Source organism: Chitinophaga sp. RAB17, from assembly GCF_052114225.1.
Taxonomy (GTDB): domain Bacteria; phylum Bacteroidota; class Bacteroidia; order Chitinophagales; family Chitinophagaceae; genus Chitinophaga.
Window position 1 is genome coordinate 411429 of sequence record NZ_JBFREI010000004.1, and the last position, 21090, is coordinate 432518.

At 47.3% G+C, this 21090-nt stretch carries 14 protein-coding genes; 9 read left to right on the forward strand and 5 right to left on the reverse strand.

Features of this window, described 5'->3' with window-relative positions:
* The first annotated feature begins 33 nt into the window (after positions 1-33).
* From AB4Z08_RS16955 to AB4Z08_RS16980, 6 genes are all read left to right on the forward strand, one after another.
* Entirely contained in the window at positions 34-2160 is a 2127-nt protein-coding gene (locus AB4Z08_RS16955) for a bifunctional aldolase/short-chain dehydrogenase (RefSeq protein WP_441574951.1), read from the forward strand.
* Positions 2161-2196: 36 nt separating this feature from the next.
* Complete coding sequence (locus tag AB4Z08_RS16960) at positions 2197-3471, forward strand: sugar isomerase (protein WP_441574952.1); 1275 nt, start codon at positions 2197-2199, stop codon at positions 3469-3471.
* 14 nt (positions 3472-3485) lie between these two features.
* Positions 3486-4883 carry an FGGY-family carbohydrate kinase gene (locus AB4Z08_RS16965; RefSeq protein ID WP_441574953.1) on the forward strand — a complete coding sequence of 466 codons (1398 nt, stop codon included), beginning with the start codon at positions 3486-3488 and terminating at the stop codon, positions 4881-4883.
* A gap of 35 nt (positions 4884-4918) precedes the next feature.
* Positions 4919-5854 carry an alpha/beta hydrolase gene (locus AB4Z08_RS16970; protein WP_441574954.1) on the forward strand — a complete coding sequence of 312 codons (936 nt, stop codon included), beginning with the start codon at positions 4919-4921 and terminating at the stop codon, positions 5852-5854.
* 115 nt (positions 5855-5969) lie between these two features.
* Complete coding sequence (locus AB4Z08_RS16975) at positions 5970-9194, forward strand: glycosyl hydrolase (RefSeq protein ID WP_441574955.1); 3225 nt, start codon at positions 5970-5972, stop codon at positions 9192-9194.
* 24 nt (positions 9195-9218) lie between these two features.
* Positions 9219-10991 (forward strand): alpha-L-rhamnosidase-related protein, encoded by a 1773-nt coding sequence (locus tag AB4Z08_RS16980; protein WP_441574956.1) that lies wholly within the window; start codon positions 9219-9221, stop codon positions 10989-10991.
* A 95-nt stretch (positions 10992-11086) separates the two neighbouring features.
* On the opposite strand, the gene AB4Z08_RS16985 is transcribed toward AB4Z08_RS16980, so the two are convergent.
* The 5 genes from AB4Z08_RS16985 to AB4Z08_RS17005 form a co-directional block, all read right to left on the reverse strand.
* Positions 11087-11761 carry a hypothetical protein gene (locus tag AB4Z08_RS16985; RefSeq protein WP_441574957.1) on the reverse strand — a complete coding sequence of 225 codons (675 nt, stop codon included), beginning with the start codon at positions 11759-11761 and terminating at the stop codon, positions 11087-11089.
* Positions 11762-11821: 60 nt separating this feature from the next.
* Positions 11822-12274: a MarR family winged helix-turn-helix transcriptional regulator gene (locus AB4Z08_RS16990; RefSeq protein WP_441574958.1), complete on the reverse strand. Its 453-nt coding sequence runs from the start codon at positions 12272-12274 to the stop codon at positions 11822-11824.
* A 22-nt stretch (positions 12275-12296) separates the two neighbouring features.
* Positions 12297-12716 (reverse strand): SRPBCC family protein, encoded by a 420-nt coding sequence (locus AB4Z08_RS16995; protein ID WP_441574959.1) that lies wholly within the window; start codon positions 12714-12716, stop codon positions 12297-12299.
* 186 nt (positions 12717-12902) lie between these two features.
* Complete coding sequence (locus AB4Z08_RS17000; protein WP_441574960.1) at positions 12903-14261, reverse strand: Gfo/Idh/MocA family oxidoreductase; 1359 nt, start codon at positions 14259-14261, stop codon at positions 12903-12905.
* Between the two features lie 77 nt (positions 14262-14338).
* Positions 14339-14944, reverse strand: a complete 606-nt coding sequence (locus AB4Z08_RS17005) for an RNA polymerase sigma-70 factor (RefSeq protein ID WP_441574961.1) — start codon at positions 14942-14944, stop codon at positions 14339-14341.
* A gap of 152 nt (positions 14945-15096) precedes the next feature.
* Between AB4Z08_RS17005 and AB4Z08_RS17010 the strand changes: the two genes are divergently transcribed.
* From AB4Z08_RS17010 to AB4Z08_RS17020, 3 genes are all read left to right on the forward strand, one after another.
* On the forward strand, positions 15097-16062 hold the full coding sequence (locus AB4Z08_RS17010) for a FecR family protein (protein WP_441574962.1): 966 nt from the start codon (positions 15097-15099) through the stop codon (positions 16060-16062).
* Between the two features lie 222 nt (positions 16063-16284).
* Positions 16285-19545 carry a SusC/RagA family TonB-linked outer membrane protein gene (locus AB4Z08_RS17015; RefSeq protein WP_441574963.1) on the forward strand — a complete coding sequence of 1087 codons (3261 nt, stop codon included), beginning with the start codon at positions 16285-16287 and terminating at the stop codon, positions 19543-19545.
* Positions 19546-19563: 18 nt separating this feature from the next.
* Positions 19564-21006: a RagB/SusD family nutrient uptake outer membrane protein gene (locus AB4Z08_RS17020; RefSeq protein WP_441574964.1), complete on the forward strand. Its 1443-nt coding sequence runs from the start codon at positions 19564-19566 to the stop codon at positions 21004-21006.
* The last annotated feature ends 84 nt before the right edge of the window (positions 21007-21090 follow it).

The following is a 21090-nucleotide window of genomic DNA, read 5'->3' on the forward strand; positions in this document are numbered from 1 at the left end:
TATCGCAATTAAAAAACGTTAAAATTATATCGTATGTCTTTAGATGGAACTACCACGCAATTCAGGCATGTCAGTTATTTATGGGATGAAACAACAGCGGCCGGGATGGCTGGTGATGAAGTAGCCTTGCTGATTTATCGTTCCAATTTACTGGGTGCCGACCTGCGGCTGACCAATTATGGTGGAGGCAATACCTCCTGCAAAGCCATGGCTAAAGATCCGTTAACAGGTGAACAGGTAGAAGTGATGTGGGTAAAGGGTTCCGGTGGGGACCTGGGTACACTTAAAAAAAGTGGGCTGGCAGCCTTATATGTAGATCGCCTTCGTAGTCTGCAACATATTTACAAAGGTATTGCGCATGAAGATGAAATGGTGGAACTGTTTAATCACTGTATTTACGATCTGAGTTCCAAAGCACCTTCTATTGATACCCCGTTGCATGGATTTCTTCCTTTCAAACATATCGATCACCTGCATCCGGATGCTGCCATCGCGATAGCTGCCGCCAAAGATGGTAAAAAGATTACGCAGGAATTGTTCAATGGTACCATCGGTTGGGTACCCTGGCAAAAACCAGGATTCGATCTTGGCCTCCAATTGAAGCAATGCCTGGACGAAAACCCCGGTATCCGCGGCATTATGCTGGGATCACACGGACTCTTTACCTGGGGTGATACCGCCTACGAAAGCTATATCAATACCCTCGAAGTAATAGAACGCTGTGCAGAATACCTGGAAGAAAACACGGGTCGTAATAAACCGGTATTTGGAGGCGCTAAAATCGCCTCCTTGTCAGACGAAGCACGCAAGGCCCAGGCGGCGGCGTTGGCGCCAATTTTACGGGGCTATTGCTCTTCTCAGCAGAAAATGGTGGGACACTTCACAGACGATGCCCGGGTTCTGGAATTTATTAATTCCAACGATCTTGACCGGCTGGCTCCACTCGGCACCAGCTGCCCGGATCACTTTTTACGCACGAAAATCAGCCCCCTGGTGCTGAACATCGCAGCAGATGAAAGTCTGGCAGATGTAGATGTCGTAAAAGCCGGCCTGTTACCTTTGTTCGAAGCATACCGGGAGATGTATGCCGGTTACTATAATACCTGTAAACATCCCAACAGCCCGGCCATGCGCGATCCTAACCCCGTGGTGATCCTGTACCCCGGCGTAGGCATGTTTACCTTCGCAAAAGACAAACAAACCGCCAGGGTAGCCGCTGAATTCTATATCAACGCCATCAACGTGATGAAAGGAGCGGAAGCTATTTCCGAATATACTTCCCTGCCAAGACAGGAAGCTTTCAATATTGAATACTGGCTGCTGGAAGAAGCGAAGCTGCAACGCATGCCTAAACCCCAAGCACTGACCGGCAGAATTGCCCTCGTTACCGGCAGCGCCGGCGGCATCGGCAAAGCCATTGCTAAAAAGTTTGCAGAAGAAGGGGCGGTAGTGGTCATCAATGATAACGATGCACAACGACTGGCCAGTGCTACTGCCGAGTTTAATAAATTATACGGGAAAGATGTATTCGCAGCAGACCTGCTGGATGTAACAGATGCAGCGTCGATCCATCAGACTTACAATACGGCCGTACTGGCGTTTGGTGGGGTAGACATTATCGTCAATTGTGCTGGACTCTCCATTTCCAAGCCACTGGAAGATCATACGGAAAAAGACTGGGACCTGTTATATGATGTACTGGTAAAAGGACAATTCCTGGTAACACAAGCGGGTGTGGAAATTATGCGCAAACAGGCTACTGGTGGCGATGTGCTGAATATCGTCAGTAAAAACGCCCTGGTATCCGGTCCAAATAATGCGGCGTATGGTTCTGCCAAAGCAGCGCAGCTGCATTTAAGCAGACTCAATGCTGCGGAGCTGGGAAAAGATCGTATACGCGTAAACGTTGTAAACCCCGATGCGGTAATTTCCGACAGCAAAATATGGGCAGGCGCATGGGCGGAAGGCCGCGCCAAAGCATATGGCGTAAAGGTGGAAGAGCTGCCGGCATTCTACGCCAAACGTACCCTGCTCAATGAAATTATTGTCCCCGAAGATATTGCCAATGCCTGTTATGCTTTTGTAAGTGGCCTGCTGAATAAAGCCACCGGCAATGTGTTGAACGTGGATGGGGGCGTAGCCATGGCTTTTGTGAGATAAAAACAGTATTTTATCTGTTGTTAAAAATAGAGAACTATGCAAATAGAAAAATACAAAATAGACGAGCATAATGATTCATTGCTGGGAGGTCATCAACGTGCATTTGATTACCTCTCCGGAGAAATTAAAAATGTGCCGGAGATCCTGCAGCAGTTGGCTGCTTTCCAGGTAGGTATCCCCAGTTGGGCGCTTGGCACGGGTGGCACCCGCTTTGGCCGTTTTCCCGGTGGTGGGGAGCCCCGCAACCTGGAAGAGAAAATTAGTGATGTTGGATTACTGCATCAGCTGAACCAATCCAGCGGCTCCATCTCCCTGCATATCCCCTGGGATGTACCGGATAATCCGGCACATATAAAAGCGGTGGCTGCGCAACATGGTCTTCGCTTCGATGCGATGAACTCCAATACCTTCCAGGATCAGCCGGGGCAGCAGCATAGTTATAAATTTGGTTCGCTGCAGCATGTCAGTAAAGATGTCCGCAAACAAGCCATTGAGCATAACATCGAAGTGATTCAGCACGGCGTGGCACTGGGCTCCGATGCCCTGTCCATCTGGCTGTCTGATGGCTCCTGTTTTCCGGGGCAGCTGAATTTCCGTCATGCTTTCGAGAATACCCTGGAAGGACTGCAGGAAATTTATGCTGCCTTACCAGACAACTGGAAAGTGTTTGTAGAATACAAAGCAGCAGAGCCTAACTTCTATTCCACTACAGTGGGTGACTGGGGACAGTCGCTTCTGTATGCCAATAAACTGGGGCCCAAAGCCTATTCCCTGGTAGATCTGGGACATCACCTGCCTAATGCGAACATCGAACAGATCGTTTCCCTTTTGCTGATGGAAGGTAAACTGGGCGGCTTCCACTTCAATGATTCAAAGTTTGGTGATGATGACCTCACCGTAGGCAGTATCAAACCCTATCAGCTGTTTCTTATCTTTAATGAGTTGGTAGAGGGAATGGATGCAAGAGGGATGAACCACAATACAGACCTGGCGTGGATGATAGATGCTTCTCACAACGTGAAAGATCCGCTGGAAGACCTCCTGCAATCTGTGGAAGCTATTATGATCAGCTATGCCCAGGCATTGCTGGTAGACCGTAAAAAATTATATGTAGCACAACAAAATAATGATGTGGTAACTGCACAGGAAATACTGCAACAGGCATTCCGTACGGATGTCCGTGCACTGGTGGCTGCCGCCAGAATGCAGACAGGTGGCGCGTTGAATCCATTGGCCTTGTATCGTTCAGAGAAAGTAAGAGATCAGCTGATCCGCGAAAGAGGATTGAGAACAATGGCGACCGGACTGTAATTTTAAAAATATTTATGAGCGAAATTCCCGTTATAGCCATCTTTGATGTTGGTAAAACCAATAAGAAACTGTTTCTCTTTGATGAACAGTACCGTATCATCTTTGAGCGGACAGCACGTTTTACGGAAACCGTGGATGAAGATGGTGCGCCCTGTGAAAACCTGGAAAGCCTTCGCCTCTCTGTGTTTGATTCTTTGAGAGAAGTATTCCGCAGAAAGGATGTGGTGATCAAAGCCATTAATTTTTCTACTTATGGCGCCAGCCTGGTATATATAGATGAAGAAGGGCGCCCATTGACTCCATTGTACAACTACCTGAAAGAATATCCTCCTGTACTGAGAGAACAGTTTTATAATACTTATGGTGGAGAGAAAGCCTTCTCTGTACAAACTGCTTCGCCTGTGCTAGGCAGCCTCAATTCCGGTATGCAGTTGTACCGGCTGAAGTATACACAGCCGGACATTTACCGGCAGGTAAAGTATGCGCTGCATTTGCCGCAGTATATGAGCTACCTGCTCTCCGGCATTGCCTGCTCAGATATTACCAGCATCGGCTGCCACACTAATTTCTGGGATTTTCAACAGCATAACTATCATATGTGGGTAATAAAGGAAGGGGTGCTGGAAAAGCTGGCGCCCTTATTACCTTCCAACGAAGTAATGCCCGCTGCATTTCCCGGTAATAATTACGCAATAGGTACAGGGCTACACGACAGCTCTGCTGCGTTGATTCCTTACCTGGTTAACTTTCACGAGCCTTTTATTTTAATCTCTACCGGCACCTGGTGCATCAGCTTCAATCCGTTTAATGATACACCACTTACCGATGAGGAACTGGCTGCCGACTGTTTATGCTATATGACCTTCCAGGGTAAGCCCGTAAAGGCTTCCCGCCTGTTTGCCGGCTATGAACATGAGCAACAGGTAAAGCGTATCGCTGCACATTTCAATCAGCATACCGGTCATTACCGCAATATTGATTTTGATAGCCGCATCATCCGCCTTTTGAAAGAGCGGAACAAACAGGATCATGCACTGCTACCACCTGATCCAAAACTCCTGCAGGCTTCCGTATTTGGACAAAGAGACCTGCATACCTTTTCATCTGATACGGAAGCCTATCATCAGCTGATGTTAGACATTGCCCAACAGCAATTTATAGCTACCAAAAGAGTATTAAACGGCTCTTCTGTAAAACGTATATTCGTTGACGGTGGATTCAGTAAAAATGCCATTTATATGAATTTGCTCGCAGCGCTTTTCCCGGAGATAGAGATCTTTGCTGCGTCTATGGCGCAGGCTACTGCCATGGGAGCTGCACTCGCTATCCACTCATCATGGAATAGCAAACCATTGCCCAATGATCTGATAGAATTGAAGTATTATTCGGTGACGCATGATGTATCTTTATAAAGATTTGCTTATTATTACTATCAAGAAATAATACTATGCGTGCCCTCTTTATTTTCCTCCTCAGCTTTGTTGCCATACCAGCCTATGCACAAAATGTAATGCCTTTGTATACCGGACTTCCGCCGGGTGGCATTGCTTCCCCTGATGAAGAAATAACAGATAAAGAGAATAACCGTGCACTCACCAGTATAGCTACGCTTACTGCTTACCTGCCTCCCAAAGAAAAAGCTACCGGCACGGCTGTGCTGATTTGTCCGGGTGGCGCCTATGCCTGGGTTGTGCTGCAAAAAGAAGGATTGAATATTGCTGAATTTTTCGTGAAGCAAGGCATTGCGGCCTTCGTACTAAAATACCGTTTGCCGTCTGATAAGATCATGACGGACAAAAGCAGTGGTCCTTTGCAGGATGCGCAGGAAGCCCTGAAAATGATCCGTTCACATGCAAAAGAATGGAATATCGACAATAGCAGGGTAGGCATTATGGGCTTTTCAGCGGGCGGCCACCTGGCGTCTACAGTAGGAACACATTTTGACCGCCCCGTGCTGGCCGTTAATGCAGGGCTTAATCTTCGCCCGGATTTTATGATCCTGGTATACCCGGTGATCAGCATGGAAAAGAACCTCACCCACGCCGGCTCCCGCAAGCGTTTATTAGGCGATTCCCCGGACGAGTTAACCGTTAAATATTACTCCAACGACCGGCAGGTAACGCCGCAAACGCCACCCACCTTGCTGTTTCATACCGGCGATGATAAGGTCGTAGACGTAGACAACACCCTGTTGTTTTACCAGGCATTGCGCCACCAGCATGTGCCAGCCGAAATGCATATTTACCCCGAAGGGGATCATGGGTTTGTACTCAAACTGCCGGTAGAAGTATGGATGCAGACCGTGATGAAATGGCTGGGCCGCAGCGGGATGCTGAATACCGATAATCCCTTGCTACAGGGAGGTACAGGACAGTTATACTGATACAGTTTTCTATTTTGAGTATGTTTAGCTATCGCCTGCTATAAACAGGGGGGGGGCCGTTATGTATAACGGACAGCACTAAACGGAATTTCACGGACTATACATGAATCATTTTATGTTACGAAAAATACCCGGATATCCTGCTGTACTACTCTTGCTACTTTCAGTAGCATCCGCTGCCAGTGCGCAGAAAGCTGCTTTGCGGCAAGGATTTGTTATTCCGCCGGATAGCATTAAGCCAAGCGTTTACTGGTATTGGATGAGTGATAATATTTCGCAGGAAGGTGTAAGAAAAGATATTGAAGCTATGGCGAAAGTAGGTATAGGCCGTGCTTTCATCGGGAATATCGGTTATCCGAAAGAAGAAGTGCCTTATGGAAAAGTAAAATTGTTTTCGGAAGAATGGTGGAAAGTAACCCGCACAGCCATCAGCACTGCCTCCCAAAACGGAATAGACATTGGCTTGTTCAACAGCCCCGGCTGGAGCCAGAGCGGTGGTCCCTGGATCAAGCCATCACAGTCGATGCGTTACCTTACTGCCGGTGATGAAATAAACGTACAGGGTCCCCGTCAATTTTCACAACCAGCACCCAACATTGCAGATTTTCAGACCGTAGCAGTGATGGCTTTTCCCGTACCCGCAGGAGATGGGGATGATATTGGCAAACATGCACCGGTACTCAGCTCCAATGCCGGCTTCGTGCACATCGAAAACCTGGTAGATGGCAATACCACCGAAGAAGTAGCAGTGTCAGCACCAGTGAGCCGACCAGGTCCTGTCACCATAGACATCGCCGTGAAAGCAGACTTCACGGCGAGAAGCCTGATCATTTACCCTGCTGCCCGACCTTTCAAAGCACAGTTTGAGTTACAGGTAAAAGAAGGTGACACCTGGCATAGCGTAAAAATATTTGAACTGGATCGTAGCAACCCTGCACCCAACGTAGGATTTAAGCCTTACGCTCCTGTAGCCGTTTCCTTTAAAGCTATCACCGGCAGGCAATTCAGGCTGCTGATCAGTGACGGGCATCCGGTACTGGCAGAAATAAAGTTGCTGGCGGCCCCACGTGTAGAGCGTTTCGAAGAAAAACAGCTGGCTAAAATGTTCCAGACACCTTTGCCTTTATGGAACGAATACCAGTGGCCGCAACAGCCACCAGTAGATGGGCAGGGGGGAATCATCGATCCTGCTAAAGTCATTCATCTCACTAAAAACCTATTGCCCAACGGCACCCTTAACTGGAATGTTCCAGCAGGTAACTGGATCGTGGTACGCTATGGCATGCTGCCCACCGGCGTTACCAATGGTCCGGCTTCTAAGGAAGGTATAGGGCTGGAAATAGATAAGATCAGCGACACCTGGTCACAATACCACTATGATTCTTTTGTGGGAAAAATCCGCAACAGCATACCGGCAGCGGAACGTACCGCCCTGAAATGGGTAGTGGCAGATAGCTATGAAACAGGTTCGCAGAACTGGACAGATGATATGGCCACAGACTTTGCGCAACAATATGGCTATGATCCTTTGCCCTGGCTGCCGGTGTTATCCGGCAGGGTAGTGGGTTCGGCAGATCAGTCGGACCGATTCCTATGGGACCTGCGCCGCCTCATTGCAGATCGGGTAGCCTATAAATATGTAGCCGGTTTACGCAAGGCAAGTCACAAAGACGGACTAAAGCTGTGGCTGGAAAACTATGGCCACTGGGGTTTCCCTTCTGAATTTCTGAAGTATGGCGGACAGTCGGATGAAATTGGTGGTGAATTCTGGAATGAAGGTACTTTGGGAGATATTGAATGCCGCGCCGCTTCTTCCGCCGCGCACATCTACGGTAAAACAAAGGTGGCAGCGGAATCTTTCACCGCCGGAGGCCAGGCATTTGTACGCTATCCGGCGTTGCTGAAACGCCGTGGCGACTGGTCTTTCACGGAAGGGATTAATCATACACTGTTACATGTATTTATAACACAACCATACGAAGACCTGAACCCCGGAGTAAACGCCGGCTTCGGAACAGAGTTTAACCGCAAGAATACCTGGTTTTACCAGGGCAAAGCCTTTGTAGATTATATCAGGAGATGTAACTACCTCCTGCAACAGGGCAAAGCCGTAAATGATATAGCGTATTTCATCGGAGAAGATGCGCCTAAAATGACGGGCATCAGAAATCCAGAATTGCCCAAAGGCTATTCTTATGATTACATCAATGCAGAGGTGATCATGAACCGGGTGCAGGTAAAAGGAGGTAAGCTGGTATTGCCGGATGGCATGAGCTATCGCTTATTGGTACTGCCACAACTGGAAACAATGCGGCCGGAGTTGTTACAAAAAATTGCGCAACTGGTCAAGCAGGGCGCTACTATACTTGGGCCTGCACCGCTACGCTCACCCAGCTTACAGCATTACCCGGAGGCAGATGCACAGGTGCGCCAACTGGCAGCTACTTTATGGGGCAACGAGCAGCTACAGCAGCGCCAATACGGCAACGGGCAGGTGCTTAGCGGTATGGGCATGGAGCAGGCATTACAGACCCTGCGGTTACAGGCAGATGTGGCGGACTTACCAGCACCGGTACTTTATGCGCATCGTACCACCGCGGAAGGAGAATTGTATTTCATTACCAATCAGGCAGCCACCGATATTAGCTTGTCGCCGGCTTTCCGCCTAACGGGTAAACAGCCGGAATGGTGGGACGCCGTTACGGGTGATATCCGCGACTTGCCTGCATTTATAGAGAAAGATAAAAATACCGTAGTACCATTAACGTTAGCTCCTTACCAAAGTGGCTTTGTAATGTTTCGTAAAAAAGCTACAGCGCCCAACAGTGGTAGGACTAACTTCCCTGCACCTACGTTGTTACAGGAGTTAAACGCACCCTGGCAGGTACGCTTTGATACTGCTCAACGAGGCCCCACCCAACCGGTAGTCTTCGATAAGCTGACCGACTGGAGCAACAGTACGAATGAACAGATCCGTAACTATTCCGGTACAGCAGTATATGAAACTACTTTTAAGGCAGATGAATTACCGGCGGGAGCCACGCTATACCTGGATCTTGGCAATGTGAGTGTAATGGCCACCGTGAAGTTGAATGGGGTGGAACTCGGTACGGTATGGACTCCACCTTATCGTGTCAGCGTAAAAAATGCGCTTAAAAAAGGGAGTAACAAACTGGAAATAACGGTAGTCAATACCTGGGTAAATCGCCTGATAGGAGATAGCAAACTACCTGCTGCATCACGTAAAACGTGGAGTAACGTAAACCCCTATACGCCGGAATCTGCCTACCAGTCGGCCGGATTATCAGGGCCAGTAAAACTGATAGCAGTGACCTATTAATTTCACCAACATGAATGATATCATATGAAAATATACACCTGGTTCCTGCTTGCAAATATTTTCCTGTTGGATGATATATCCACCCAGGCTCAGTTGCCACCGGTGTTTGATAGCACACGTATGGCCACGGTTCAAACTACGTCTACCGTACGGCGGTACTTATCTCCCGAAAAAATTATATGGCAAACAGCCAATACCGGTAGCAGCATTACCAATGCTGCACGTTTCCTGCTACCCGGCAATGGACAGGCCGACCTGGCGAATCAAAATATGTGTGAGCTGAAAAGCAGTGCCACCGAACATCCCGGTATCCTGTTCGACTTTGGAAAGGAGCTGCACGGCGGCCTGCAACTGGTCACCGGTATGTATAAAAGTGGTAAACCGGTGAAACTGCGGGTGCGCTTCGGTGAGTCCGTGAGTGAAGCCATGAGCGATATTGAACCCGGCAAAAATGCCACCAACGATCACGCCATACGCGATATGATCGTGGAAGTGCCCTGGCTGGGCAAACTGGAGGTGGGCAATACTGGTTTCCGTTTCGTTCGCATCGATCTCCTGGATGATAATGCAGCACTCCAACTCAAAGAAGTAAGGGCTATTTTCGTTTACAGAGATCTCCCTTATCTCGGCTCCTTCAAATGCAGTGATACGTTGCTCAACCAGATCTGGCTGACAGGCGCCTATACGGTTCACCTCAACATGCAGGACTATTTATGGGATGGTATTAAGCGCGACCGCCTCGTATGGATTGGTGATATGCACCCTGAAACGTCTACCATCAGTGCTGTATTTGGATATAATGAAGTGGTGACTAAGAGTCTGGACTTGTCGCGGGATATTACGCCGCTGCCTCAATACATGAACGGCATGGTGTCGTATTCTATGTGGTGGGTGCTTATTCAGCGGGATTGGTATCAACACACCGGCAACCTGGTTTATCTGCAACAACAGGCGGCCTATCTGAAAGGCTTGCTGGATCATTTATCTAAAAAAATTGATAGTAATAACAGCGAGGACTTGCAGGACGGCACGCGTTTCCTGGACTGGCCTTCCAGCGAAAATAAACCCGGCATACATGCCGGATTGCAGGCCATGATGATTATGACACTGGACGCCGGTGCAGCGCTGAGCAAGGTATTAAACGATGCTGTCACGGTGAAAAAATGTGAAGCCGCCATTGCCCGCCTGAAAAAGAATGTGCCGGATGCCAATGGTTCCAAACAGGCCGCTGCCTTGCTGGCTTTATCAGGTCTGGTGCCTGCGGAAAAAATCAACCGGGATATTTTATCTGTTGGTGGTGTAAAGGATTATTCTACTTTTTATGGTTACTATATGCTGCAGGCAAAAGCCAAAGCAGGAGACTACCAGGGAGGGCTAAACGATATTCGTGCCTATTGGGGAGCGATGCTAAAGCTGGGGGCTACTACTTTCTGGGAAGATTTTAACATGGACTGGCTTCCCAATGCCTCCCGCATTGACGCATTGGTGCAACCCGGACAAAAAGATATTCATGGTGATTATGGTGCTTACTGCTATAAGGGTTTTCGCCATAGCTTATGCCATGGATGGGCCTCCGGGCCTACTCCCTGGCTAACTGAGCATGTACTGGGTATCTCTGTGGTAGCACCAGGTTGTAAAGTGATGAAGGTAGCACCACACCTGGGTGATCTTCAATATGCTGAAGGCACGTTTCCGACACCATATGGCATTGTAACGGTGAAGCATACACGCTTGGCGAACGGGAAAATAAAATCAGATATCAAAGCACCTGCGCAGGTGAAAATTATAAGGGAGTAAATTTTTTTTCTTAACGTGGTCTATAGCAGCTCCAGGTTACCGGAGCTGCTTTTTTATGCTTGCCACAAGCGAATGTTTACGCTGGAAAAATCTAATCAGGCATGTATAAACTCGCTCAGATCCACATCCGGTATATCAAAATCTTTCTTATGTTGGATAATATCCGGATGGAGATATAACTTATAATCTTTGATCACAAAAGGATTATCGGGGTCTGTTTCATCCGGATTGGCATCACTGATCTTCAGCGTTTGTTTGATTTCTTTCAGCGCATTCTGTAACCTTACAGCATTGAGTTGAGCCAGGGGGAGCTGCCATTGAAACTGATGGGTATGATCAATAGAGATAGGCACCCATACGCTTTTGGCGGTAGACACGTTGAGATCTCTGTCAAAAAAGAGTACGTCTTCTATGGTGATCAAATCGGCTTGCATACCCGCTTCCCCACCAGGTAGCAGTACTTTGCCATAGCCACCGATGCTGAAAATGCTCAATGGTCTTTTATCAGCCAGTATTTTTTTCAGTTGGATCATGAACTCCGGCAGGGAGCTGAAAGGTATTTCTATAATATCGTCCAGGCGTATATACGTGGGCGTTAGTAGTTCGTGACGGATCGTAATCGCCAATACCCGTTCAAGGTCCTCAAATACAGTATTGGGTATTGGCGCACCCTTTTGGAGGGCTTGTATTGTTGGATATCCTTCCGGGGCATCTTCATAAAAGTACCAGGTATTATGATAGCCACTGTCCGGGAAATCAACATGTTTCATGATGAGGTAAGTTTGGTAAGGAGCAAGAGAGCAAATATAGCGCTTTTGCAGCTTGACACCTCATTGCGATAACAATAACCGCAGGTTTCTGTTAAGCTCACCTACTTTGGATCCCAGGGGGGTAAAGAAATCCTTGTCAAATTTTTCTACCACTTTGATGGCCTGTCTGGCCATCTTTTCACCGGCTTCGGTTAACGCAACAGTTTTGGCGCGGGTGTCTGTAGGATGCTCTTTTCTTTGCAGCAACCCTTTCGTCTGCAAGGTACGAAGTACGGTAGAAGTAGTCATCGGATCTATTTTGGAATGAGCCGAGAGCAGGATCTGGGTCACCGGTTCGTTTTGCTGCATGAGCCACATGGTACTGGCCAGCAGCACAAACTGAGAATGCGTAAGATCATACTTCTCGAGGGCTTTCCTGATCTCTCTCTGCCATAAACTGGTGACCTGCCACAACAGGAAGCCTGGACTTTCTTCCGCCGATTCTACGCTAAAAGCATTATCGTCTTTTTTCATCTTGCCTTTTTTGCAAAAATAATTATAGTTTGCTGGCTACCCGCACCTGGTTCTGCATTTCTTCCGGTAAATGATTTACGATATCCTGTGCTACTATTTTCTTCCACAAAAAGCCCAGTACACCGGATACTTTCATGGTGACTGTGAGCTTCAAACCTTCAGGGGTATCCTCAAAAGTATGCTCACCGTACATTTTGGCTAAAGGGAAGTGGGTGAGGTCCACAAACTTTCTGTTAGGAATGGTTTCATATAATTCGATTTTGATTTTTGGGCCTTTCTTAGGCTTCAGCAGAAAATGATTTCCCTTTTCAAATTTGCCGTCCAGTTTAGCATATTCAATACCGTTATCCCAGGTATGCCAGTTGTTAACGTCTGCAAACAGTTTCCACATTTGTTCTTTGGTAGCTTCTTTAGTAACGAGGGTGTGAGATTGTGACCACATAAGATTTGTTTTTAGAATTAATAATCATTTTATAAGTGCAAATATAATAAGTGTACTTATAATAACAAAATAAATTGTTACAAGATAAGAATGTAGTTCTTTCTTATCCCTTATATGCTTACTCATGGCCCTTGTCGGTGCTGTATTTTATGTTGTATCCCGCCCATGGCCTGGATCAGGTAATACTTACACCTGCGGATGCACCCACGGGCCCCGGTAGGGCCGCTGTAAAAGCGCTGTGGCAGCAGGATCGCCGGTAATAATCCTTTTATGTGGGTCATAAACCACTGGTCGGCCGGTTTGCTGGGAAATATTAGCGAGAATGCAGCTGGCAGTGGATATATGTCCTTCTTCAATATCCGCTACGGGCCGGCCGCCATTTTTAATGGCGCCCAGGAAGTTGAGCATATGTAGTCGCGTGGCAGGAGCGGCGTTCAGCTCTATAGCTGGTTCTGTAACGTCTTCAGGGTATTTCTCTTTTTCGTATACCACATCTTTATGTACAGGTGTACCATTACCTTCAGGTATAAAGTCGTAAGACATGGTGCTGGCAGCGAGAGTGCCTTTTTCTCCGTACAACTTAAAGGACCACGGATATTTAGGATCTGCCGGCGTGCCCCAGCTGCGGTGCTGCCATACACAGTTGAGTCCCTCGTATTCGAAAATGGCGGACTGGGTATCTGTTATATTTGATTTGCCTTCCTTTTGTACATAAATGCCGCCGGTAGAACTGATACGCGTGGGCCAGCCCAGTTGCAGCATCCAGCGCACCGTGTCGAACATATGCACGCACATATCACCCATAATACCATTGCCATATTCCATAAAGGTGCGCCACCAGCGAACATGTGGTAGCCCATCGTAAGGCCGCAGGGGAGCGGGCCCCGTCCACATATCGTAATCAAAATAATCTGGTACTGCCTGCAATGGCGGGTTGCCGTTGTTGCGCATATGATAGTAGCAACACATTTCTACGTGTGATACTTTACCCAGCAAGCCGGCATCTACAATATTCTTTTTTGCTTCGATCAGGTGAGGAGTACTTTTACGTTGTGTACCTACCTGCACTACCCGGTTGTATTTGCGCGCAGCCGCTACCATGGCTTCTCCCTCTATCACATCTACACTGATGGGCTTTTGAACATATACATGTGCGCCGGCCTGAAGGGCCGCGATGGTTTGTAAAGCATGCCAGTGATCCGGTGTGCCTATCAATACAATGTCCAGCTCATTTTCGGACAGCAGCTTCCGATAATCTGTATACAGCCGGGGCGTTGCACCGGAAGCCTGCCTTTTACGTACCATTTCACCAGCCTCCTGCAGCATGTTTTTGTCCGCATCGCATAGTGCTATTACTTTTACCGGTGCTACCTGTATCAGGCGGAATAAATCGCTTTTGCCGTACCAGCCGGTGCCTATCAGGGCTACCCGAAAGGGTTTGTCGGGATTGATGAAATCAAGTGCGCTGGCGCCTATCGCAGAAAGTGCGAGGGTGGCCGTGGCCCCTTTCAGAAAGCGGCGACGGTTAATGTTAAAGTGGTCCATATCGTGGAATTAATTAAAACAGAAAATAGGTTCCCTGTTCAACAGGAAAATGGTTTAACTGAAAGAAAGATAATAATTCAGGCGAAGAAATTATAGCCCACAGATAATATTAATAATACCAGCTCCTGCCCGTTGAACTCCTTTCTAAGGATAGCCAGTGCCTTACCCATATGTTTTTCTACGGTATTAACGGAGATGCCTAATCGTTCTGCAATCCCTTTATTGGTCAGCAATTCAAAACGACTCAGTTCAAATACTTCCCGGCATTTTTCCGGCATCTGACCCAGGGTTTGACGGAAGCGTAATTCAAGTGCTTTACCATCGATCGTAGGATGTATTATATGATGAGTGATCTGTGTAGCGGCAATGTTGGCATGATGCGCTTCATGTATCAGCTGGTTGCGGAATTCGTTGAGGATACGGTTTTTGAGACTGGTGAGCAGGTAGGCCTTTACAGACTGACGGGGATCCAACAACTGCCGGCGTTCATAGAAACGGACAAACACCTCCTGTACGGCATCATCTGCTGCAGCCCTTGACAGTAGCCTTTTGTGAGCAGTGCGGTACATCACATCTATGTAACGTTGGTACAGCGTTTTGAAAGCAGCTTCATCATCCTGCTTCATAGCTGCCAGCAGGCGCTCATCAGGTAAGTCAGCATATATCACATTAGAATCAGTCATTATTCACATCGATGTTACAGGTTCACGGATGAAAAGTATTTAAAAAAAATGAGAAATCGAATTATTGCAGGTATTCACGGTCTGAAAAATATTTTGAGTTGGGATGGCGGTAAAGTCATTCTGAAGTGTTTACATAGAAAGACATCCACCTTATGAACGCAAAAAAATTGGCCGAGCTCCTGAAAAAGTACCAGGACGGCCAGTGTACGGAAGAGGAGCGTTACCTCGTAGAGAAGTTCTATCAGGGCTTCGATGCTGATGAGGATCAGTTGCCCGGCAGCAGTGACATGCAGCCGGCCTACGATGCGCTGTATGAGCAGGTTTTAGATAAGATAAAAGAAACGCCGGTCATCCGGAAACGCGCATTTACATTCCGCCGACTGGCCGCCGCCGCTGCTGCATTGGTGCTGTGTGTGGGCGCTGCCTGCTATTTTTTGCTGCCGGATAAGATAGTAGAGGAAAAAGCAGTTGCCAGGCAAACAGAAAAAGTAAAAAAACACTTTATCAAACTGCCAGACGGAAGTACTGTACTGCTGAATGCCCACAGTGAATTAAAGTATCCGCAGGTATTTCCCGGTAATGCCCGTGAAGTATACCTCATTGGGGAAGCGTATTTCGATGTTACTGCCAATAGCCGCCAGCCTTTTATTGTACATACCGGTAAAGTAGCCACCACCGTGCTGGGTACGGTGTTTAATGTAAAGGCGTTGCCCGGCGATAAATCAGTAACTGTGACGGTGGAAAAAGGAAAGGTAAAGGTAGAAGCAGATGGCAAACCGTTGGGCGTAATAGGATCCAATCAGCAGATTGCTGTTGACCAGGCGGCGGTGGGATATGAGAAAAATGATCTGGTAAATGTAGTACCGGTAGTCAACTGGGTGAAAGAAGATCTCGTATTTAACAACGTTACCTACGAAGAAGCCGCCAAAGTCCTGATGGAACAATACGGTATCACCATTGTCTTCCACCAGTCCCATTTGCAGCAGTGCCGGTTCACCACCTCTTTTAAAAACCAGTCATCGCTGGAAGATATTCTTGCTGTACTCTGTGCATTCAATCAGTCGGCCTATAGTATCAGGGATAGTATCGTCACCATCAGCGGCGGAAATTGTCAATAATATTAAAAGAACAGGTATGCCACCATAATCGCCTATACATTAAAAAAGCAACCCCGGCTGCTACCAGGATTGCTTAACAGGTCTTAAATACTTATGTAGAACACTTAAAACCAATTGCAATTTATGCAAAAATTTACTCTTTTGCCTGGTGCAAAAGCACAGGGTCATGCCCCGTGCCGGCACAGGAAAGTGGTTATCAACCAACGAACACTGAAGCTTTTTATGAGATTAAATGTAATTGCTGCGGTCATTACTTTTACCAGCACACAATTGCTGATGGCAGCTCCCGGCAAGGGGCAAACCATGGCTAAGACGACGGTTACACTGAGTGTAGAGCATGAGTCGCTCAAAACGGCCCTGTCACGCATAGAACGCCTGGCAGAAGTACGTTTTATTTACACCCAGGAGCAGGTGGCTGTGTTCAACAACATCAGCATACCTAAAGGTACCCGTACCATAGCAGAGCAGCTGGATCTGCTGCTGTCCGGAACGCCGCTGCATTACCGGGTAGTGAACGATCACTTTATTATTTATAACGCGTTAAGCGAAACACCTGCTACCGGCACTGAAACAGCGGTAAAGGAAGACGGCGTTATTCGCGGTAAGATAACGGATGCTAAAGGTGAGCCTGTTGTTGGAGCTACGGTACATTTGTCCGGTACTTCTCATGGCGCTACTACCAATACAGAAGGCGTATTTGTGATCAAAGGCCTGAAAGAAGGTAGTTACACCGTTACAGCATCTTCTATTGGTTTTGAAAAAGCCACTAAAACAGTTACACTCAGCGGTAAGGAAGCGCTAGTGAATCTTTCGCTGCCTGATGGCCTGAATCCACTCAACGAAGTAGTAGTGGTGGCCTATGGTACCCAGAAGCGTTCCAGCTTCACCGGTTCTGCTGCCACGTTGAAGGCAGACGCCTTTCAGGGCTCTCCGAGGGCTTCTGTGCAGGAAAACCTGCAGGGAAATGTAGCGGGCGTGATGGCGACCAGTGGTACCGGTCAGCCAGGAGCTGCGCCGGATATCCGTGTAAGGGGAGTAGGTTCCGTAAACGCCGGTAGCTCTCCGCTGTATGTGGTAGATGGTATTCCATTGGCCGCTACGAGCGTTAGCAGCCTGAATAGCGCCGATATCGAAAGCTTCACAGTGCTGAAAGATGCGGCCGCCGCCTCTATCTATGGCTCCCGCGCAGCAAATGGTGTAGTACTCATCACCACCAAAAAAGGGAAAAGCGGTAAAACAAAATTCAACGCTTCTTCCCAGTTTGGATTCAATAAAGTAACCTTAAATAAAGATCTCTATCCCCTGAACACCACAGAGATGATAGAACTGTTGAGAGAAGGAGTGAAGAATGCAGGCAGAGACGAAAACTATTTTCAGTCTGAACTTAAAACAGCCGGTATTGATACTACCGTAAACACAGACTGGTTTGATGTGCTGACCCGCAACGGCCAGTTCCAGCAATACGATCTCTCTGCCAGCGGCGGAACAGATAAAACGACTTTCTATGGTTCCGGCAGTTACTATACCAGCAAGGCGGCCCTGGAAGGCAGCGAATTCAAACGCGCTACCGGTAACTTTAAAATCAGCAATAAGGCCACCGATAAATTATCCTTCAAATTAGGCGTGCAGCTGAGTTACCGTCAGCGTCGTGAGCAATCAGATGCAGGATCCAATGGTAACCCGGTACGTATGTACAAACGCTATATGCCCTGGCTGCGCGTGTTTGGCACAGATGGTACTTATGACCTCAGCTACCTGAATAAATATAATCCGCTGGCTGTAGTGAAAGAAAACTGGAATATGCGCTCCGACTACGGTGCAGTAGGAAACGCCAGCGCAAAATATGATTTCACAAAATCACTCAGCCTGGAAAACCAGTCCAGCATCGACTTCAATTACAATGATGTACAGATATTTTATAAAGGCGGCATTGGTACCGCACGTACCAATGGCGGCGAAGGCACCTATTCTACCTACAAAACATTCAATTGGGTAAATACCAGTATTCTCCGCTTTAATAAAGACTTTAGCGAACACAGTGTAAACGCTTACCTGGGTTATGAAGCACAGAAAGTAAGTGCAGGAGGTAACAATGCAGGAGCACAGAATTTTCTGCCAGGCACCTATACCATGGATAATGCCGCTATTGCTACAGCAGCAGGATCCAACGAAACGGCCAACTCCCTCAATTCATTTTTTGCCAACGCCGGTTATAACTTTAAATCCCGCTACTACCTGAGTGCTTCCATGCGCCGCGATGGTTCTTCCCGTTTCGGCAGTGCAAAAAGATTTGGTAATTTCTGGTCAATAGGTGCATCGTGGAATATAGCAGATGAAGCATTTATGAAATCCGTACGTGCTGTATCAGAACTGCGCATCCGCACCAGCTACGGTGTAAATGGTAACCAGGACATCGGTGATTTTGTTTCCCGTGCCTTGTATAGCAGTACAGATTATAACCAAAGCCCTGGCTATTATTTTTCGAGATACGGCAACAGCAACCTGACCTGGGAAAAGAACAAACCATTTAACGTGGGGCTCGACTTTGGCTTGTTGGCAAATCGTATAACCGGTACCGTAGAATACTACACGCGTAAAACAACCGACCTTTTGCTGGATATGCCGATTTCTGCTACCAATGGTCTCAGCAGCCTGTATGCAAATGTGGGTGAGATGAAAAACAGTGGATGGGAATTCCAGGTAAATACGCAGAACATTGTATCCCGCAACCAGGGGTTCACCTGGAATACCAGCTTTAATATCTCTACTTTAAAGAACGAGGTGACTGCATTGAATAGCCCTATCATTTCTGATATCTACGATCGTCATGTAGGCGGTGATTTTTACCAGATCTATGTGAAAGGATATGCCGGTGTAGATCCTAAAACCGGAGAATCCCTCTGGTATACGGATGCCACTAAAACCAAAACCACTAACGTATATGGCAATGCGGTACAATATGATCAGGGTAGTGCTTTGCCTGAGTTTTTTGGCGGCTTAACCAATACCTTCAGTTATAAAGGCATTTCTTTAAGCTGTTTGGTATTCTTTAATTATGGTAACAAAGTATATGACAACTGGGGATCTAATGCCAATGGCGACGGTGCATCTCCATTGAATGGTGCTTCCAGTTTGCCAAGGTATACGTACCTGCACCGCTGGCAGAAAGAAGGTGATATCACCGATGTACCCAAGGTGGTATATAAAGGCACGCAATCTGGCGGCTATAGCTCTACCCGTTTCCTTTACAGTGGCAACTACATCCGTTTACGCGATGTATCCCTGTCTTACGACCTGCCTGCATACATGATGAAAGCCGCGCACATGGGCGGTGTAAGAGTATATGCCAAAGCAAGTAACCTGTTCACTTATGTAGAAGATAAACGTATGAATTTTGATCCTGAAGTAGGTATAGATGGTCAGGCAGATCAGAATGCGCCGATTTATAAAACAGTGGTGCTGGGAATCGATATCAGGTTTTAATCTTCAAATTCAACTAACATGAAAAAGTCAATATACATATATGCCATAGCGGGTTTGCTGTTATCGGCATCCTGCAAAAAAAGTTTCCTGGAAATAGATCCGCAGCAGCAAACGGATGCCGACCTGGCGATTAAAGACCTGCCCGGAACACGTGCCGCCATCACCGGCACCTACTCTCTGATGCAGGCGGTTACCTATTATGGTCGTCATGCTGTAGTACTGCCGGACCTGTTAAGTGATAACGTGTTTGTGAGCAGTGTAAATCAGAAACGTTACCTGAGCTACGATCAATATATTGTTACCGTGACCGATGGCGTAGCCAGTGATTTATGGAAACAGCTGTACCGCGTTGTAGTAAATGCTAATCTGCTCATCAGCAAAGCGGAGGCCAACGATTATCCGGATCTGGACAAAGCAGAAGCACAGTTTATTATCGGAGAGGCTTACGCGCTGCGTGCCCTGGCTTATTTTGACCTGATGCGGTTTTATGCCATGCCTTATAATTACACCGCCGATGGTTCACACCTGGGTGTGCCGCTGGTGATAAAGAGTGGTATCGACAACACGCAGATCATCGCCCCTAAAAGGAATACCGCTAAAGAAGTATATACGCAGATCATTGCAGACTTTAATAAGTCAATGACGCTGATGACAAGATCCCCTGTTGGTTTCAAATCATCCATGCGTGGCAGAATGAGCTACTATGGCGCGGAAGCACTGTTATCCAGGGTGCAGCTGTATAAGGGCGATTGGATAGCTGCCGATTCGCTGGCAACAGATGTGATCAAAAAAGGAGGATACTCCCTGCTGCCGCGCGCAACTATGGCAGATGATTCCAGGAAGCAGAACAGCGTGGAGTCTATCTTCGAAATCCAGTACAACATCCTGGATAACCTGGACAGTGATGCGCTGGTGAATTTCTACTGGCAGTCCGGTAGCTATGGCGATGGACTGGCAACAGAAGACTTGTATAAAACGTATACTGCTACAGATGCAAGACGTGCTTTCGTTACTAAAGGTTCCCGTAAGAACGGTGAGAACCCCGCTTACCTGATCACGAAGTATACGAATAATACCAGTTATGAAGAGCCGGTAAGAGTGATCCGTCTCGCAGAAGTGTACCTGACACGTGCCGAAGCCCGTGCTCATCAGGGTTTGGATGGACTGGCAGCTGCCGATGTTGACGTTGTTGCTGGTCGTGCAGATGCTAACTGGACAGCCACTACCGCCACGGGTGATGCGCTGAAAGCCATAGTACTTAATGAACGCCGCAAGGAGCTTGCTTTTGAAGGTCATCGTTTGTTCGACCTTACCCGTAATAAACTGGGTTTTACCAAATATCTTTCCGGCAGAAGTATTGCCATTGACAAAACAGATAAAAGAACGATCCTGCCTATTCCGCAATCAGAAATGAATGCGAATAAGAATATGGAACAGAATGATGCTTATAAGGTGCAGTAAACAATCAGAAAACAATATGAAAAAGGCCATCCGCAATAAGCGGATGGCCTTTTTCATTTATATCAGGTGATAATAAAAAGTATG

Coding starts and splice junctions, on each gene's coding strand:
- AB4Z08_RS16955 (WP_441574951.1), top strand. CDS start 34: ATGTCTTTAGATGGAACTACCACGCAATTCAGGCATGTCAGTTATTTA.
- AB4Z08_RS16960 (WP_441574952.1), top strand. CDS start 2,197: ATGCAAATAGAAAAATACAAAATAGACGAGCATAATGATTCATTGCTG.
- AB4Z08_RS16965 (WP_441574953.1), top strand. CDS start 3,486: ATGAGCGAAATTCCCGTTATAGCCATCTTTGATGTTGGTAAAACCAAT.
- AB4Z08_RS16970 (WP_441574954.1), top strand. CDS start 4,919: ATGCGTGCCCTCTTTATTTTCCTCCTCAGCTTTGTTGCCATACCAGCC.
- AB4Z08_RS16975 (WP_441574955.1), top strand. CDS start 5,970: ATGTTACGAAAAATACCCGGATATCCTGCTGTACTACTCTTGCTACTT.
- AB4Z08_RS16980 (WP_441574956.1), top strand. CDS start 9,219: ATGAAAATATACACCTGGTTCCTGCTTGCAAATATTTTCCTGTTGGAT.
- AB4Z08_RS16985 (WP_441574957.1), bottom strand. CDS start 11,761: ATGAAACATGTTGATTTCCCGGACAGTGGCTATCATAATACCTGGTAC.
- AB4Z08_RS16990 (WP_441574958.1), bottom strand. CDS start 12,274: ATGAAAAAAGACGATAATGCTTTTAGCGTAGAATCGGCGGAAGAAAGT.
- AB4Z08_RS16995 (WP_441574959.1), bottom strand. CDS start 12,716: ATGTGGTCACAATCTCACACCCTCGTTACTAAAGAAGCTACCAAAGAA.
- AB4Z08_RS17000 (WP_441574960.1), bottom strand. CDS start 14,261: ATGGACCACTTTAACATTAACCGTCGCCGCTTTCTGAAAGGGGCCACG.
- AB4Z08_RS17005 (WP_441574961.1), bottom strand. CDS start 14,944: ATGACTGATTCTAATGTGATATATGCTGACTTACCTGATGAGCGCCTG.
- AB4Z08_RS17010 (WP_441574962.1), top strand. CDS start 15,097: ATGAACGCAAAAAAATTGGCCGAGCTCCTGAAAAAGTACCAGGACGGC.
- AB4Z08_RS17015 (WP_441574963.1), top strand. CDS start 16,285: ATGAGATTAAATGTAATTGCTGCGGTCATTACTTTTACCAGCACACAA.
- AB4Z08_RS17020 (WP_441574964.1), top strand. CDS start 19,564: ATGAAAAAGTCAATATACATATATGCCATAGCGGGTTTGCTGTTATCG.